The sequence below is a fragment of the Crenobacter sp. CS_VA4 genome (assembly GCF_055597485.1).
Genome location: NZ_JBVMAE010000007.1, coordinates 58,304 through 72,841, shown reverse-complemented (window position 1 = coordinate 72,841; position 14,538 = coordinate 58,304). Strand labels below are relative to the sequence as shown.

The 14,538-nt window shown below is 65.0% G+C and carries 15 protein-coding genes; 9 read left to right on the top strand and 6 right to left on the bottom strand.

All coding sequences use genetic code 11. The features are described 5' to 3' along the window. Positions 1-17: 17 nt before the first annotated feature. Positions 18-1,007 carry a threonine-phosphate decarboxylase CobD gene (gene cobD / locus ACZ2IA_RS08605; RefSeq protein WP_470292162.1) on the bottom strand — a complete coding sequence of 330 codons (990 nt, stop codon included), beginning with the start codon at positions 1,005-1,007 and terminating at the stop codon, positions 18-20. Next, positions 1,000-1,926, bottom strand: coding sequence for an adenosylcobinamide-phosphate synthase CbiB (gene cbiB, locus ACZ2IA_RS08600; protein WP_470292161.1), 927 nt, complete (start codon positions 1,924-1,926; stop codon positions 1,000-1,002). Before cbiB ends, cobD begins: the two co-directional genes overlap by 8 nt. Positions 1,927-2,050: 124 nt before the next feature. Between cbiB and ACZ2IA_RS08595 the strand changes: the two genes are divergently transcribed. The 6 genes from ACZ2IA_RS08595 to cyoE all read left to right on the top strand — a co-directional run bounded on the left by ACZ2IA_RS08595 (position 2,051) and on the right by cyoE (position 9,138). Next, positions 2,051-3,511, top strand: a complete 1,461-nt coding sequence (locus ACZ2IA_RS08595) for a cobyric acid synthase (RefSeq protein WP_470292160.1) — start codon at positions 2,051-2,053, stop codon at positions 3,509-3,511. Positions 3,512-4,289: 778 nt separating this feature from the next. Further along, a complete protein-coding gene (gene cyoA, locus ACZ2IA_RS08590; RefSeq protein WP_470292159.1) occupies positions 4,290-5,228 on the top strand; it encodes a ubiquinol oxidase subunit II in 939 nt (312 codons plus the stop codon). A 6-nt stretch (positions 5,229-5,234) separates the two neighbouring features. After that, positions 5,235-7,286: a cytochrome o ubiquinol oxidase subunit I gene (gene cyoB, locus ACZ2IA_RS08585; protein ID WP_470292158.1), complete on the top strand. Its 2,052-nt coding sequence runs from the start codon at positions 5,235-5,237 to the stop codon at positions 7,284-7,286. 6 nt (positions 7,287-7,292) lie between these two features. Then, positions 7,293-7,907 (top strand): cytochrome o ubiquinol oxidase subunit III, encoded by a 615-nt coding sequence (cyoC, locus tag ACZ2IA_RS08580; RefSeq protein WP_470292157.1) that lies wholly within the window; start codon positions 7,293-7,295, stop codon positions 7,905-7,907. Continuing rightward, the gene (cyoD, locus tag ACZ2IA_RS08575) at positions 7,907-8,236 is read left to right on the top strand and encodes a cytochrome o ubiquinol oxidase subunit IV (RefSeq protein ID WP_470292156.1); all 330 of its coding nucleotides are present in this window, start codon (positions 7,907-7,909) and stop codon (positions 8,234-8,236) included. Before cyoC ends, cyoD begins: the two co-directional genes overlap by 1 nt. A gap of 11 nt (positions 8,237-8,247) precedes the next feature. Then, the gene (cyoE, locus tag ACZ2IA_RS08570) at positions 8,248-9,138 is read left to right on the top strand and encodes a heme o synthase (protein ID WP_470292155.1); all 891 of its coding nucleotides are present in this window, start codon (positions 8,248-8,250) and stop codon (positions 9,136-9,138) included. Positions 9,139-9,396: 258 nt separating this feature from the next. Here cyoE and ACZ2IA_RS08565 read toward each other — a convergent pair whose 3' ends face one another. Beyond that, positions 9,397-9,555 (bottom strand): methylenetetrahydrofolate reductase, encoded by a 159-nt coding sequence (locus ACZ2IA_RS08565; protein ID WP_470292288.1) that lies wholly within the window; start codon positions 9,553-9,555, stop codon positions 9,397-9,399. Continuing rightward, positions 9,525-9,803 carry a methylenetetrahydrofolate reductase gene (locus ACZ2IA_RS08560; protein WP_470292287.1) on the bottom strand — a complete coding sequence of 93 codons (279 nt, stop codon included), beginning with the start codon at positions 9,801-9,803 and terminating at the stop codon, positions 9,525-9,527. Before ACZ2IA_RS08560 ends, ACZ2IA_RS08565 begins: the two co-directional genes overlap by 31 nt. Positions 9,804-10,334: 531 nt before the next feature. On the opposite strand from ACZ2IA_RS08560, the gene ACZ2IA_RS08555 reads away from it, so the two are divergent. The 3 genes from ACZ2IA_RS08555 to ACZ2IA_RS08545 all read left to right on the top strand — a co-directional run bounded on the left by ACZ2IA_RS08555 (position 10,335) and on the right by ACZ2IA_RS08545 (position 12,680). Further along, positions 10,335-10,937 carry a DUF1326 domain-containing protein gene (locus tag ACZ2IA_RS08555; protein ID WP_470292154.1) on the top strand — a complete coding sequence of 201 codons (603 nt, stop codon included), beginning with the start codon at positions 10,335-10,337 and terminating at the stop codon, positions 10,935-10,937. Positions 10,938-10,957: 20 nt separating this feature from the next. Then, positions 10,958-11,767: a DUF2182 domain-containing protein gene (locus ACZ2IA_RS08550; protein WP_470292153.1), complete on the top strand. Its 810-nt coding sequence runs from the start codon at positions 10,958-10,960 to the stop codon at positions 11,765-11,767. A gap of 67 nt (positions 11,768-11,834) precedes the next feature. Next, positions 11,835-12,680, top strand: a complete 846-nt coding sequence (locus tag ACZ2IA_RS08545; protein WP_470292152.1) for a DMT family transporter — start codon at positions 11,835-11,837, stop codon at positions 12,678-12,680. Between the two features lie 76 nt (positions 12,681-12,756). Here ACZ2IA_RS08545 and ACZ2IA_RS08540 read toward each other — a convergent pair whose 3' ends face one another. After that, the gene (locus tag ACZ2IA_RS08540) at positions 12,757-13,614 is read right to left on the bottom strand and encodes a methylenetetrahydrofolate reductase (RefSeq protein ID WP_470292151.1); all 858 of its coding nucleotides are present in this window, start codon (positions 13,612-13,614) and stop codon (positions 12,757-12,759) included. A gap of 16 nt (positions 13,615-13,630) precedes the next feature. Then, the gene (gene purU, locus ACZ2IA_RS08535; RefSeq protein WP_470292150.1) at positions 13,631-14,503 is read right to left on the bottom strand and encodes a formyltetrahydrofolate deformylase; all 873 of its coding nucleotides are present in this window, start codon (positions 14,501-14,503) and stop codon (positions 13,631-13,633) included. Positions 14,504-14,538 lie beyond the last annotated feature (35 nt).

The following is a 14,538-nucleotide window of genomic DNA, read 5'->3' as shown; positions in this document are numbered from 1 at the left end:
GGGAATCCTGTCCGGTTCTACGCCGTGGTCCGGAATTCTGCCAGCGTGGCGAGGAGCCTTTGCCAGCCGGCTTCGTCGGCCGGCAGACCGAAACGCACGCTGTGCGACTCGGCGAAATAGCGGCATAAGATGCCCCGGCGTGCGAGGAATTCGTGCAGCAACAGTGCCTGCGGGTGGGCCAGCCACTGGAACAAGGACGCGCCGCCGCTCGGCGCCAGCCCCTGCTCGCGCAGTGTCGCCGCGAGCCGGGTACTTTCGGCGGCGAGGCGCGTGCGCGTGCGTTCTTGCCAGGCGGTATCCTGCAGCGCCGCCCTGGCCGCCGCCCGAGCCGGTCCGGCGATGGTCCACGGCCCCAGCTCCTCTCGCAGCCGGGCTAGCAGCTCGCGCCAGGTGAACACGAAGCCGACCCGGGCGCCGGCGAGACCGAAGAACTTGCCGATCGAACGCAAGACGATCAGCCCCGGCGCGCCGGTCTGCGGCACCAGGCTGTGTTGCGGCGTGCAGTCCATGAACGCTTCGTCGACGACTAGCCAGCCGCCGCGCGCCGCCAAGCGTTGCCGCCAGCTTTCCAGCCGCTCGGGCGAAAAGCGCCAGCCGGTCGGATTGTTCGGGTTGCACACGAGCACGACGTCGAGCCGGGACAGCGCATCCTCCAGCTCTTTCGGCTTGAGGCGTTCCACCCGGTGGCCGTGTCGCGTCCAGGCGTGCGCGTGCTCGGCGTAGCTGGTTTCCAGTAGGCCCACCGTCCCCGTTGGACGCAGCAGCGGCAGGGTCTGGATCGCCGGCTGGGAGCCGGCGACCGGTAGCAGCAAAGCGCTGCCGTAATAGGCCGACGCGGCGTCTTCCAGTCCGTCGTTTTCTTCCGGCAAACGCTGCCAGACGCTGGCCGGCAGCTCGGGCACCGGCCAGCCTTGCGGGTTGAGCCCGGTGGACAGGTCCAGCCAGTTTTCCACCGCGATGCCGTAGCGGCGTGCCGCCGCCAGAATGCCGCCGCCGTGATCAAGCATGGAGCCATCCCCCGAGCAGGGCGAGTGCGACCCACAGCCACAGCCCGCGATTGACCAGCCTGATCGCGCGGCCGATGTCGTCGATGCCCGGCGGGCGCATCAGGCCCAGCACCGGGCGCTGTTTCAGCGAGCCGTGATAGCGCGCCGCGCCGCCGAGCGCCACGCCGAGCGCCCCGGCGCCGGCCGCCATCACCGGACCGGCGTTCGGGCTGTACCAGGTTGGCGCCTGCGCGCGCCAGCAGCGCCAGCCGTCGCGGACATTGCCGAGCAGGGTGTAGGTCAGCGCGGTCAGCCGCGCCGGGATGTAATTCAACACGTCGTCGAACCGGGCCGCCGCCCAGCCGAAGTGCAGGTAGCGCTCGCTGCGATAGCCCCACATCGCATCCAGCGTGTTGGCGAGCCGGTACAGCACCACGCCCGGCGCGCCCAACAGCAGAAACCAGAACACCGCGGCGAAGATCGCGTCGCTGCCGTTTTCCAGCACCGATTCGATGGTGGCGCGCGCCACGTCCTCTTCGCTCAGCGCCGAGGTGTCGCGGCTGACGATCATGCCGACGCACTCCCGCGCCAGCGGCAGGTCGTTGTCCGCCAGTGCCTCGACCACCGCCTGGGCGTGCTGGGTCAGGCTCTTGGCGCCGATGGCGAGGTAGAGCAGCAGGATGCTGTAGAACCACCCGATGAAGGGCAACCAGGCCAGCACGGCCGCGACCAGCGTGAAGGGGATCAGCAGCAGGGCGATCCCCAGCGCGCCGCGCAGCCTCATGCGCCAGACGGGTTCGGCGTTCGGGTAGACCGGGTAGAGGGCGGCCTCGATGCGGCGTACCAGCGCGCCGAAGCCGACCAGCGGGTGCCAGCGGCGCGGCTCGCCCAGCAGCTTGTCGAGCAGTACGGCGAGGAGCAGAAAAACGGAAGGGGTCACAAACGGCGCCTCTATAATGTCGGGCTCGGGTTTTGATGAGGCTTGCATCGCAAGTCCGCAAAACCGATTCGAAAGGCGCGATTTTAGAGCCGCCGACAAAAAAAAGCGCGTCCGGAGCAAAACCATGTCAGCCAAAACCATCATGATCCAGGGCACGACCTCGGACGCCGGCAAGAGCACCTTCGCCACCGGCCTGTGCCGTCTGCTAGCGCGCCGCGGGGTCCGTACCGCGCCGTTCAAGCCGCAAAACATGGCGCTGAACAGCGCGGTCACCGTCGACGGCGGCGAGATCGGCCGTTCGCAGGCCGTGCAGGCGCTGGCCTGTGGGATCGAGCCGCACACCGACATGAACCCGATCCTGCTCAAGCCCAACACCACTATCGGTGCGCAGGTGATCGTGCAGGGGCGGGCGATCGGCAATATGGACGCCGCCGTGTATCACCGCTACAAGCCCGAGGCGATGAAAGCGGTGCTGGCGTCGCACCGAAGGTTGGCCGAACAGTACGACTGCATCGTGGTGGAGGGGGCGGGCAGCCCGGCGGAGATCAATCTGCGCGCCGGCGACATCGCCAATATGGGCTTCGCCGAAGAAGTCGACTGCCCGGTAGTCCTGGTGGCGGACATCGACCGCGGCGGCGTGTTCGCGCACCTGGTGGGCACGCTCGCGCTGTTATCCGAATCGGAGCAGCGCCGCGTCGTCGGCTTCGTCATCAACCGTTTTCGCGGCGATGTCGGCCTGCTGCAGCCGGGGCTCGACTGGCTCGAGCACTACACCGGCAAGCCGGTGCTCGGCGTGCTGCCGTATCTGCAAGGCCTGCATATCGAGGCCGAGGACAGCCTGAGCCAAAGCAGCGTTCGGCCAACCTTGGGCACCGCGCAGACGCTGCGCGTGGTGGCGCCGGCGTTCCCGCGCATCAGCAATCACACCGACTTCGACCCCTTGCGCCTGCACCCGCAGGTGGAACTCACGCTGGTCGGGCCGGGGCAGGCGATCCCGGTCGCCGATCTGATCATCCTGCCGGGCAGCAAGAACGTCCGCAGCGACCTCGACTGGCTCAGGGCCAATGGCTGGGAAAAGGCGATCCTGCGCCACCTGCGCCTGGGCGGAAAACTGATCGGCATCTGCGGCGGCTTCCAGATGCTCGGCCGTCTTCTGCGCGACCCGCTCGGGCTGGAAAGCGCCGCCGGCAGCAGCGTGGGGCTGGGCCTGCTCGAGATGGAAACGGTGTTGACCGAGCACAAGCGGCTGGAACGGGTCGAGGGCAGGCTGGCGGTCGCCGACGCGGCGGTGAGCGGCTACGAGATCCACATGGGGGTGACGACCGGCCCGGCCCTCGAGCGGCCCGCCGTGACGTTGCCCACGGGGGCGGACGGCGCCGTTTCGGCCGACCAGCAGGTGCTGGGCACCTATCTGCACGGCGTGTTCGACCATCCGGAGGCCTGCGGTGCGCTGCTTCGCTGGGCGGGGCTGGAAGAGCCGGCGCCGCTCGACTATCGGGCGGAGCGGGAGAGGCATATCGACCGCTTGGCCGACTCGCTCGAGCAGCATCTCAAGCTGGACCGCCTTGCCCCGTTCCTGCCTTAGAGCCTGTTCGTCATCTTGCTGCGCGATCCTGATAGGGGCTCATGCGCGGTTCGAAGTCCGCGTTGCTGGGGAAGATGCCTGGTGCGGAAATTGGGGGTTGACAGACGGCGTCTAGACAGGGATACCTCAGTGGCAACCACAGATATGTATCAAAATGTAACCGATTGATACGAATTTTACAAAATATGCAAAAAACCTAAATGAAGGTGTGGCAAGAGATTGCAGCGCATCGTCTGGCCAAGTACGCCCTCGCAAGCCCCCTGACCGGCCCGTTTTTCGGTGTTACGCGCGGGAGGGGGCCATTGAAGATGTACCCGAAATGGCTTCCAATACGGTCCGTCCAGTTCAGATCCTAGGATGGAATGCCCCTATTCCATTTGCTTTTCCTTCGGTCGCGTATCGTATCGAAAGGCATAGCGATGCTGTCCACAGCACAAACCGACAAAAAGAACATTCTCGATAGGGAATGATTCAGGTATGGCCAGCATCGCGATTCGCAATATCGAGCCCTGATTTTCTTACAGTCACGCCATCTATAGGGGCGATTACCCATCGCCCTATCAAGTGATCACCGACGCCCGCGCGATCTCGAGATGGATTCTTGTCTGCTTCGGTCGCGGCTTTATTGGGTGATCGGGACTGCGGCATTTGGCCACGTTATTTCGTCTTAGCGAAGTAACCGCTAGCCCCCATTGCGTCTAGCGACGTCGTGGGGGCTAACGACGTTTGTTTCGCTGGGGCACGACAAAAGCCACTTTCAATCCTTTAAGGTCGTAAGATGATAATCAGAAAATACCCTCGCATTTTACGGGGACTTTCTCTCACTGCCGCCGCTCTGCTGTCCGGCTGTCAAGGCGGCATTCTTGATCCGAAGGGGCAGGTCGGGGCGGATGAGAAGTCCTTGATCATCACGGCTACCGTGCTGATGTTGTTAGTGGTCGTCCCGGTCATTCTGATGACCCTGGGCTTTGCCTGGAAATATCGCGCAAGCAACGAAAACGCTACCTACGATCCGAAATGGTCGCACTCGGGCAAGATCGAGGCGATTGTCTGGATCATCCCCTGCATCATCGTCGCTTTCCTGGCTGTTCTGACCTGGAACAGCACGCATAAACTCGATCCGTATCGTCCGCTCGACTCGGACAAGAAAGCCATCACGATCGAAGCGATTTCGCTGGACTGGAAGTGGCTGTTCATCTATCCCGACCTGAATATCGCCACCGTCAACCAGATCGCTTTCCCGGCCAATACCCCGGTGAACTTCAAGATCACCTCGGACGCGGCGATGAACTCCTTCTTCATCCCGCAGCTGGGTGGCCAGATCTACTCGATGGCCGGTATGCAGACCAAGCTGCACCTGATCGCCAACGAGGCGGGCACCTACGACGGCATGTCCTCCAACTACAGCGGTGGCGGCTTCTCCGGCATGAAATTCAAGGCCATCGCCACCGTGACCCCGGCCGAGTTCGACGCCTGGGTCAAGAAGGTTCGCGAAGCCACCGGCAAGCCCCTCGATGCGACGGCCTACCAGCAAGTGGCCAAGCCGAGCGAGAACACCCCGGTTCAGTATTTCGCCTCCGTCACGCCAAACCTGTTCTACGGCGTCCTGAACAAGTACATGGCCAGTCACCAGACCACCATGGAAGCCGGATTCAGCCCCATTCAGCTCGCCGCTCTCTCCAAGAGCCTGTGCAAGCCGCCGGTTGTTAAGGAGTAAGAAGAAATGTTGTTAGGTAAACTGACGCTCGACGCGATACCGTTTCACGAGCCGATCATCATGGGGGCGCTCTCGGGCGCCGGCCTGATGGGGCTCGTGGTGTTTGCCCTCATCACCAAGTTCGGCAAATGGGGCTATCTGTGGAAAGAGTGGTTGACCTCGGTCGACCACAAGAAGATCGGCGTGATGTACATCGTCGTCGCCCTGATCATGCTGCTGCGCGGCTTCGCCGATGCGGCGATGATGCGTACCCAGCTGGCCCTGGCTACCAACGGCCACCTGGGGATCTTCCCGCCCGAACACTACGACCAGATCTTCACCGCGCACGGCGTGATCATGATCATCTTCATGGCCATGCCGTTCATGACCGGCCTGATGAACATCGTCGTGCCGCTGCAGGTCGGCGCGCGCGACGTGGCGTTCCCGTTCCTGAACTCGCTGAGCTTCTGGCTGCTGGTCTCGGCCGTTGTGCTGGTCAACCTGTCGCTGGGGGTGGGTGAGTTCGCCCGTACCGGTTGGGTTGCCTATCCGCCGCTGTCCGAGCTGGCCTACAGCCCGGGCGTCGGGGTCGACTACTACATCTGGGCGCTGCAGATATCAGGCATAGGGACTACGCTGACGGCGATCAACTTCCTGGTGACCATCATCAAGATGCGCACGCCGGGCATGAAGCTGATGCAGATGCCGATCTTCACCTGGACCTGCACCTGGGCCAACGTGCTGATCGTGGCGTCGTTCCCGATCCTGACCGGCGTGCTGGCCATGCTGAGCCTGGACCGTTATCTGGATTTCCACTTCTTCACCAGTGAAGCCGGTGGCAACCCGATGATGTACATCAACCTGTTCTGGGCCTGGGGTCATCCCGAGGTGTACATCCTGATCCTGCCGGCGTTCGGCGTGTTCTCGGAAGTGATCTCGACCTTCTCGGGCAAGCGTCTGTTCGGTCACACCTCGATGATCGTCGCCAGCGGCGTGATCTCGGTGCTCGGTTTCGTGGTCTGGCTGCACCACTTCTTCACCATGGGTTCGGGCGCCGACGTCAACGCGTTCTTCGGCATCGCGACCATGATCATCTCGGTGCCAACCGGGGTGAAGCTGTTCAACTGGCTGTTCACCATCTACCGCGGCCGCTTGCGCTTCACCTCGCCGGTGCTGTGGACCCTGGGCTTCATGATCACCTTCTCGATCGGTGGCATGACCGGCGTGCTGATGGCCGTGCCGGGCGCCGACTTCGTGCTGCACAACAGCCTGTTCCTGATCGCGCACTTCCACAACACCATCATCGGTGGTGCGGTGTTCGGCTACCTGGCCGGTTTCGTGTTCTGGTTCCCGAAGGCCTTCGGCTTCAAGCTGAACGAGAAGCTCGGCAAGACCGCGTTCTGGCTCTGGCAGACCGGCTTCTACTTTGCCTTCGTGCCGCTGTACGTGCTGGGCTTCCTGGGCATGACCCGTCGCCTGAACCACACCGACAACCCGCTGTGGACCCCATGGCTGTACGTGGCCTGCATCGGCGCCGTACTGATCGCCCTGGGTATCGGCTGCCAGCTGCTGCAGATCGCCGTGAGCATCCGCGACCGCAAGAAGCTGGTCGACGAGACCGGCGACCCGTGGAATGGCCACACCCTGGAATGGTCGACCTCGTCGCCGCCGCCGTTCTACAACTTCGCCAAGCTGCCGCACGTGCACGACATCGACGCCTTCACCGACATGAAGGAAAAGGGCATCGCCTACCAGGTGCCGGCACAGTACGAGCCGATCCACATGCCGAAGAACACCTCGGCCGGTGTGTTCATCGGTGCCTTCGCCACCGTGCTGGGCTTCGCGATGATCTGGCACATCTGGTGGCTGGCGATCGTCGGTTTCGTCGGCATCGTGGCCAGCATGCTGGCACGCGCCTACGACAACGACATCGACTACTACGTGCAGCCGGAAGAGATCGAGCAGATCGAGCGTCAGCGCCTGGAGAAACTCGGCATCGATGTGGATCAGTACGACGAGCGCGACGCCAGCAAGCCGGCCGCCCATCCGAACAAAGCAAAAACTCTGGAGCAGGTGTAAGCAGCCATGGCCTCTCATGTAAACCAAGTGCACAGCACTCATGCTCATGACCATGAGCATCACGACAGCGGCCCGAGCACCGTCCTGGGCTTCTGGCTCTACCTGATGACGGACTGCATCCTGTTCGCGAGCGCGTTCGCCGCCTTTGCGGTGCTGGCCGGCAACACGGCGGGCGGGGTGTCCGGGAAGAACATCTTCGAGCTGAAGTATGTGCTCGTTGAAACCTTCGCGCTGCTGTTCAGCAGTATCACCTACGGTTTCGCCATGATTTCCGCCCACAAGGGCAACAAATCGGGCCTGATCGGTTGGCTGATCGTGACCTTCCTGTTCGGCGCCACCTTCATCGGCATGGAACTGAACGAGTTCCACAACCTGATCGCCGAGGGCCACGGTCCGCAGATCAGCGCCTTCCTGTCGTCGTTCTTCGCACTGGTGGGTCTGCACGGCCTGCACGTGACTGCCGGCCTCGTCTGGATGGCGGTGATGATGACTGAAGTGGTCAAGACCGGTCTGACCTCGCGTTCGCTGACCCGTCTGAACTGCCTGAGCCTGTTCTGGCACTTCCTGGACATCGTCTGGATCTGCGTGTTTACCGTCGTCTACCTGAAAGGGGCCATGTAATGAGCAATGCACATAGCCACGACCATGCCGCCGACCACGGCAGCGTAAAGTCCTACGGCATCGGCTTCCTGCTGTCGGTGATCCTGACGGTCATCCCGTTCTGGATGGTGATGAGCGGCAACTTCAGCTCGCACGACACGATGATCGGCATCGTCGGCTTCGCCGTGGTGCAGATCCTGGTGCACCTGAAGTACTTCCTGCACCTGAACTTCAGCGAGGAAGGCCGTCTCAACAGCCTTACCTTCCTGTTCACCGCGCTGATCATCGTGATGATCATCGGCCTGTCGGTGTGGATCATCTTCAGCGCCGACGCGCTGATGATGCCGTAAGAGAGAAGCTCGTGAAATTCAAGCGATACCTGCAGGTCACCAAGCCGGGCATCATCTTCGGTAACCTGATCTCGACGGCGGGCGGCTTCCTGCTCGCCGCCAAGGGCCATGGCGACCTGGGCGTGTTCCTGGCGACGGTGATCGGCCTGTCCCTGGTCGTTGCCTCCGGTTGTTCCTTGAACAACTGCATCGACCGCGACATCGACTGCAAGATGGCGCGCACCAAGAACCGCGTGCTGGTGACCGGCGCCATGTCGTTCAAGGCGGCGCTGACGCACGGTCTGCTGCTGGGTATCGCTGGTTTCGGGACGCTGTGGCACTGGACCAACCCGCTGGCGTTCGCCTGCGCGCTGTTCGGCTTCGTGATCTACGTCGGCGTGTACAGCCTGTACATGAAGCGCCACTCGGTGTACGGCACTCTGGTCGGCAGCCTGTCCGGCGCGGTGCCGCCGGTGGCGGGCTACTGTGCGGTGACCGGTCGCTTCGACATGGGCGCGCTGATCCTGTTGGTGATGTTCTGTCTGTGGCAGATGCCGCACTCGTACGCGATCGCGATCTTCCGCTTCAAGGACTACGAGGCGGCGTCGATCCCGGTGCTGCCGGTGGTCAAGGGCATCTCCAAGGCCAAGCAGCAGATCGTGCTCTACATCCTGGCGTTTGCTGCGGCCACGGTGATGCTCGCCCTGGGCGGCTACGTCGGCTACGGCTACCTGGCGGTGGCCTGTGCCACCAGCCTGTGGTGGCTGAAGATGGCGCTGTCCGGCTACAAGAGCTGCACCGACGACCGTGTCTGGGCGCGGCAGGTGTTCTTCTTCTCCATCATCACCATCACCTCGCTGAGCGTGATGATGGCGGTGGATTTCCAGAGTCCCGCGCATGGGATGCTGGCCTATACCTTCTGACACCGAAACCCCCATGGCGGCCGCCTGGTCTTGCCGTCCCGCGCCTGACAGCGAGGGCGGGCGAGGCCAAGGCGGCCGTTGTCTTTCCGGCTGGCGCCGGTTCCATTCTTAACGGCAAGCCCGAGCAAGCGGCAATCTCTCGCAGCGTGTTTCGAGGGAACTGGCCAGGAAAAAGTCAAACCCGGCACGCCCTCGGCTAGCAATCGCTGGCAAAGCACCGTGCTGAAGTCGAGGCCGAACGAGCGCATCGAACTTAGGTCATCCCCCCAAAAAACTCGACATCTTGCGCATCAGCCATCGCGGGCAACTCGATGCCCCGCGCCTGTGCAGCTTAGCTGTACTGGCAAAGCGCGTCAGCGGCAGCACGCCCGGTATGAGCGGTAGGGTCATTCCCGCCGCCGCGCACTGGTCGCGCAGCTGCTGCGGGAAGGCATCCGCGTTGAAAAAGTACCGAGTGACGAAGGCGCTGGTGTCCTGCTTGGCTTGAGTGCCAGCAGAGCGGCGGTCAGCCCCGGCGCTTGCGGATGACCCTCCGGGTAGGCGGCCACGTCGATGTGGAAGTGATCGCCGCTTTCCGTACGAATGAACTGCACCAAATCACAGGCATAGCGGAAGTCGCCACGGCCGCCCATGCCTGATGGGGTGTCAGCGCGCAGCACGAACAGCTGGGATAGGCCGAGCTCGCGGTAGTGGACGAGCCGTGCCCGGATGTCGTCGCGGCTTGCCCCCTACCGCGGACAGGTGCGCGGCAACGGGTAGGCCCAGCCGGCAGTGGCGCTCAACCAGGCCAATAGTGCGCTCGCGAGTGCTGCCACCGGCGCCGTCGGTGACGGTCAGACAGTCTGGACCTAGCGCCGCCAGCCGTGGCAAGGCGTCGTCGAGGCTGTATGCGTGTTTCACGACCGGCTCTCTCTTGACCGGGGGAGGCCGCGGCGTCACGCCCATCTCGGCCTTCGGACGTGGGCGTCAGCGTCCTAATCCGGGGGCCCCCTGTCGAAAACTAGCCAGGAGATTCCGCCGACAACGGCCGTCGAAGCACCGTGATTCCGCCCCGAACGGACGCACGCTCCCCACCGGCGACCGTCCGTCATCTTGCCAGGCAAACGTTTTGCATACCCCGGTCGCGCGGACTACAAATCTGCAGCGGAAGCCGTCGCGAAATGGCATGCATCAACGAAGCCCAATGGAGGGACGTTATGAGCTATCACCTGGAAGGTCGTTTGCTCGAGGTCTGCAACTGTCGCGTCCTCTGTCCCTGCTGGATCGGCGAGGATCCCGATTTCGGCACCTGCGACACCATCGTCGCGTGGCGCATCGACAAGGGGGCGATCGATGGTGTCGACGTGGGCGGCAACACGATTGCCGCGGTGGCCCATGTTCCGGGCAACATCCTGGAAGGCAACTGGACGGCGGCGATCTTCGTCGACGACAAGGCCTCGAAGGACCAGGAGGACGCGTTGCTCAAGGTCTACACCGGTCAGGCCGGCGGCCCCATCGCCGACCTCGCCAAGTTGATCGGTACTGTGGTGTCGGTGGAGCGCGCGCCCATCACCTTCGATGTCCAGGGCGGCAAAGGGACACTCGCCATCGGGGCGGACTACTACGCTGAACTCGAGCCCTACGTCGGTGCGACAGGCAGCACGACCACGTTGTCGGACACCATCTTTTCGACGGTACCCGGCGCGCCGGTGTTCGTCGGCAAGGCGCCCGTCTACCGTTCGAAGAACGCGGCGATCGGCATCGACCTCGACATCAAGGACCACAACGCGCTGCAGAGCATCTTCGTGTTCGACGCCTAAAAGGTCACGGGCGGTGCCATGTGCCGCTCGACCTGATCATGCTCAGCGCATCGCGTCACCGACGCGTGTTCCTGCCAGTGCTCGCCGGCCTGGTCGCGCTCGCCTGGGTCGCCCTGTGGGCCTGGGCGCGCAGCCCCTATGGACGCTACCTGGACCACGGCGACTGGACGGCATCGGGGCCGGCGGCATCGCTCTGCCGCGTGGTTCCCGGCGGATCGTTCGTCGTGCCGGCAGCGCTCTACGCCGTGTCATGGACGCTGATGATCGCGGCGATGATGCTGCCGACCACCTTGTCGCTGCTCGACGCCTTCGACCGGCTCGTCACCGGCCGGACGGATCGCCTGCGCCTGCTCACCCTGCTCGGCCTCGGCTACCTGGCGGCATGGGGCGCCTTCGGGCTGCTGGCGCACGGGCTGCACGCGCTGCTGCTGGCCTGGGTGGCGAGCGTGCCTGCGCTGACCTGGTATAGCTGGCTGATCGGTGCCGCCACCATCGCCGTCGCCGGTGCCTTCCAGTTCAGCAGGCTCAAATACCGTTGCCTGGAGAAGTGCCGCACGCCCTTGAGTTTCGTGATCGAGCATTGGCGCGGCCGCGATCAGGAGCGGCAGGCGTTCGCGCTCGGGGCGCACCACGGGCTGTTCTGCGTCGGGTGCTGCTGGGCGCTGATGCTGCTGATGTTCGCGGTGGGGGCCGGCAGCCTGGGCTGGATGCTGGTGCTCGCCGCCGTGATGGCGGTCGAGAAGAACGTCCGCTGGGGGCGGAGGCTGAGCGCGCCGCTCGGCGTGGCGCTGCTGGCCTGGGCCGCGCTACTCGTGGCGAACAATGTTTGATGCCGCCCGCCTGCCGAAGAGGGCCGATAGGGATGAGGCGAAGCCTGGCCCTCCCGCACGGCGCACCGTGCTGCTCACCGCCGCCGCGATGGTCGCGTTTGCGGCCAATTCGCTGCTGTGCCGGCTCGCGCTGCAGCACGCGGCCATCGATGTGGCCAGCTTCGCGAGCATCCGGCTAGTCTCGGGGGCGCTGATGCTGGCCCTCGTCGTGCGCCTTATGTCCGATCGCGCCGCGCCGGCCCGCCCGGACTGGCTCGCGGCGGCCATGCTGTTCGCCTATGTCGCGTTCTTCTCCTTCGCCTATCTGACGCTCAGCGCCGGCTCCGGGGCGCTGATCCTGTTCGGCGCCGTGCAGGTGACCATGTTCAGCGCCGGCCTGCGCGCGGGCGAGCAGTTCAGGCCGATCGCCTGGTTCGGCCTCGCGCTCGCCGTCGCCGGCCTCGTCTATCTGATGTCGCCGGGGCTCACGGCGCCGGCACCGCTGGGCGCGGCGCTGATGGCCGCCGCCGGCGTGGCGTGGGGCGTGTACTCGCTGCGCGGCCGCGGGCTGGCTAGTCCGCTGGCCGCCACCGCCGGCAATTTTCTGCGCGCCGCGCCGATGGCTCTCGCGTTGAGCGCGCTGCTCCTCAGCCGCTCTCACGCCACGCCGCTTGGGGTGGGGCTGGCGATCACGTCCGGCGCGCTGACCTCGGGCATCGGCTACGTCATCTGGTATGCCGCGCTTCGCGGGCTGTCGGCCATGCGCGCGGCGACGGTGCAGCTGTCGGTGCCACCGATCGCGGCGTTCGGCGGCGTGCTCTTATTGTCCGAGGCGATCACGCCGCGTCTGGCGACAGCCTCGGCGGCCATCCTTGGCGGCATCGCTCTGGTGCTGGCTAGTCGGACACGGAGCGCGCGGCCCTCAGCGAGGTGAGAGGCCGGGAGGGCCGGAATCTGCAGGGCGTACCTGAGTATTTCGAGCCGGCCCCCGTTCGGTCCGTACCGCAAGATCATGGCACGGGCTGGGTGTCGCGGGCTTCTACGAGCGCCAGCCGCTCGCACAGCGTCTCCAGCGCCCCCGCCTGGTTCAGGCTGAAGAAATGCAGCGCCGGCACCCCTTCCGCAATCAATCGTTCGCACAGCCGCGTGGTGACGTCGAGGCCAAAGTCGCGGACGGCGGCCGTGTCGTCGCCCAGGCTGGATAGCTTGCGCGCGATCCAACGCGGCAGCTCGATGCCGCGGGTTTCGGCCAGGCGAGCCGTGCCGGCAAAGCGGGTCAGCGGCAGGATGCCGGGGATCAGCGGCAGATGAACGCCGGTGCGGGCGCACTGGTCGCGCAGGTGCAGGAAGGAGTCGGCGTTGAAGAAGTACTGGGTGACGGCGAGGCTGGCACCGGCGTCCTGCTTGGCTTTCAGCGCGGCGAGGTCGGCGGCCGGGCTGCGGGCCTGCGGGTGACCCTCTGGGTAGGCCGCCACGGTCAGCTCGATGTCGCCGTCGCTTTCCTCGCGGATGAAGCGCACCAAGTCGCTCGCGTAGGCGAAGTCGCCGCGGCCGCCCATGCCGGATGGGGCATCGCCGCGCAAGGCGAACAGCCGGGTGAGATTCAGCACCCGGTAGTGGGCGAGCAGCGCGCGCACCTCGTCGCGGCCGGCGCCGATCGCCGACAGGTGCGGGGCCACCGGCCAGCCGGCATGGTGCAGCTGCTCGACCAGTTCGACCGTGCGTTCGCGGGTGCTGCCGCCGGCGCCGTAGGTGACCGAGAAGTACTCCGGGCCCAGCGCCATCAGGCGCGGCAGCGCCGCCGCCAGCTGTGTCGCCGCGCCGGCGTGGGTGGGCGGGTAGAGTTCGATGCTGAAGGGGGTGGTCATGTATCGCTCCTGTGAGTCAGCGGAACACCACGGTGCGGTCGCCGTTGAGGAACACGCGCCGCTCGGTGTGGTATTTGATGGCCCGCGCCAGCGCCAGGCATTCCATGTCGCGGCCGGTGGCCTGCAGCTGCTCGGGGCGGTGGGTGTGGTCGACCCGCTCGACCACCTGCTCGATGATCGGGCCTTCGTCGAGGTCGTCGGTGACGTAGTGGGCGGTGGCGCCGATCAGCTTCACACCGCGCGCGTACGCCTGGTGATAGGGCTTGGCGCCCTTGAAGCCGGGCAAGAAGGAGTGGTGGATATTGATCGCCCGGCCGGACAGCCGGCTGGCGGTCTCGTTCGACAGGATCTGCATGTAGCGGGCCAGGATCACGAGCTCGCTCCCGGTCGATTCGACCAGCTCGAGCAGCTGCGCTTCCTGCCGCGCCTTGCTGTCCGCCGTGACCGGCAGGTGGTGATAGGGCAGGCCGTAGGCGCGGGCGACCGGCTCCAGGTCGGGATGGTTGGAGACGATGCCGGCGATGTCGAGCGCCAGCTCGCCGAGCTTCCAGCGGTAGAGCAGGTCGTTCAGGCAATGATCGAGCTTCGACACCAGGATCAGCGTGCGGGTGCGGGCGGCGGCATCGTTGAGCTGCCACTGCATCGCGAAGCGTTCGGCCAACGGTGCGAACTCGGCCTGCAGGCGTGCCAGCAGATCGGGGTCGGTGCTGCGGGTGTGGAACACGCAGCGGATGAAGAAGCGCTGGCTGAGCTCGTCGTCGAACACCGACAGCTCGTCGATGTAGCCGCCACGCGTGTCGAGAAAGCCCGATACCGCGGCGACCTGGCCAGCGGCGCTGGGGCAGGTCAGCGTGAGGATGAAGCGTTGCTGGGCTGCTGTTTGAGTCATCGGAGTCTCCGTAGCAAGGCCGGTTCGGCCGACCT

Bases quoted from the DNA above. Each gene is read 5' to 3' on its own strand.
- cobD (WP_470292162.1), bottom strand. From the start codon at position 1,007: ATGCTTGATCACGGCGGCGGCATTCTGGCGGCGGCACGCCGCTACGGC.
- ACZ2IA_RS08595 (WP_470292160.1), top strand. From the start codon at position 2,051: ATGTCAGCCAAAACCATCATGATCCAGGGCACGACCTCGGACGCCGGC.
- cyoA (WP_470292159.1), top strand. From the start codon at position 4,290: ATGATAATCAGAAAATACCCTCGCATTTTACGGGGACTTTCTCTCACT.
- cyoB (WP_470292158.1), top strand. From the start codon at position 5,235: ATGTTGTTAGGTAAACTGACGCTCGACGCGATACCGTTTCACGAGCCG.
- cyoC (WP_470292157.1), top strand. From the start codon at position 7,293: ATGGCCTCTCATGTAAACCAAGTGCACAGCACTCATGCTCATGACCAT.
- cyoD (WP_470292156.1), top strand. From the start codon at position 7,907: ATGAGCAATGCACATAGCCACGACCATGCCGCCGACCACGGCAGCGTA.
- ACZ2IA_RS08555 (WP_470292154.1), top strand. From the start codon at position 10,335: ATGAGCTATCACCTGGAAGGTCGTTTGCTCGAGGTCTGCAACTGTCGC.
- ACZ2IA_RS08540 (WP_470292151.1), bottom strand. From the start codon at position 13,614: ATGACCACCCCCTTCAGCATCGAACTCTACCCGCCCACCCACGCCGGC.
- purU (WP_470292150.1), bottom strand. From the start codon at position 14,503: ATGACTCAAACAGCAGCCCAGCAACGCTTCATCCTCACGCTGACCTGC.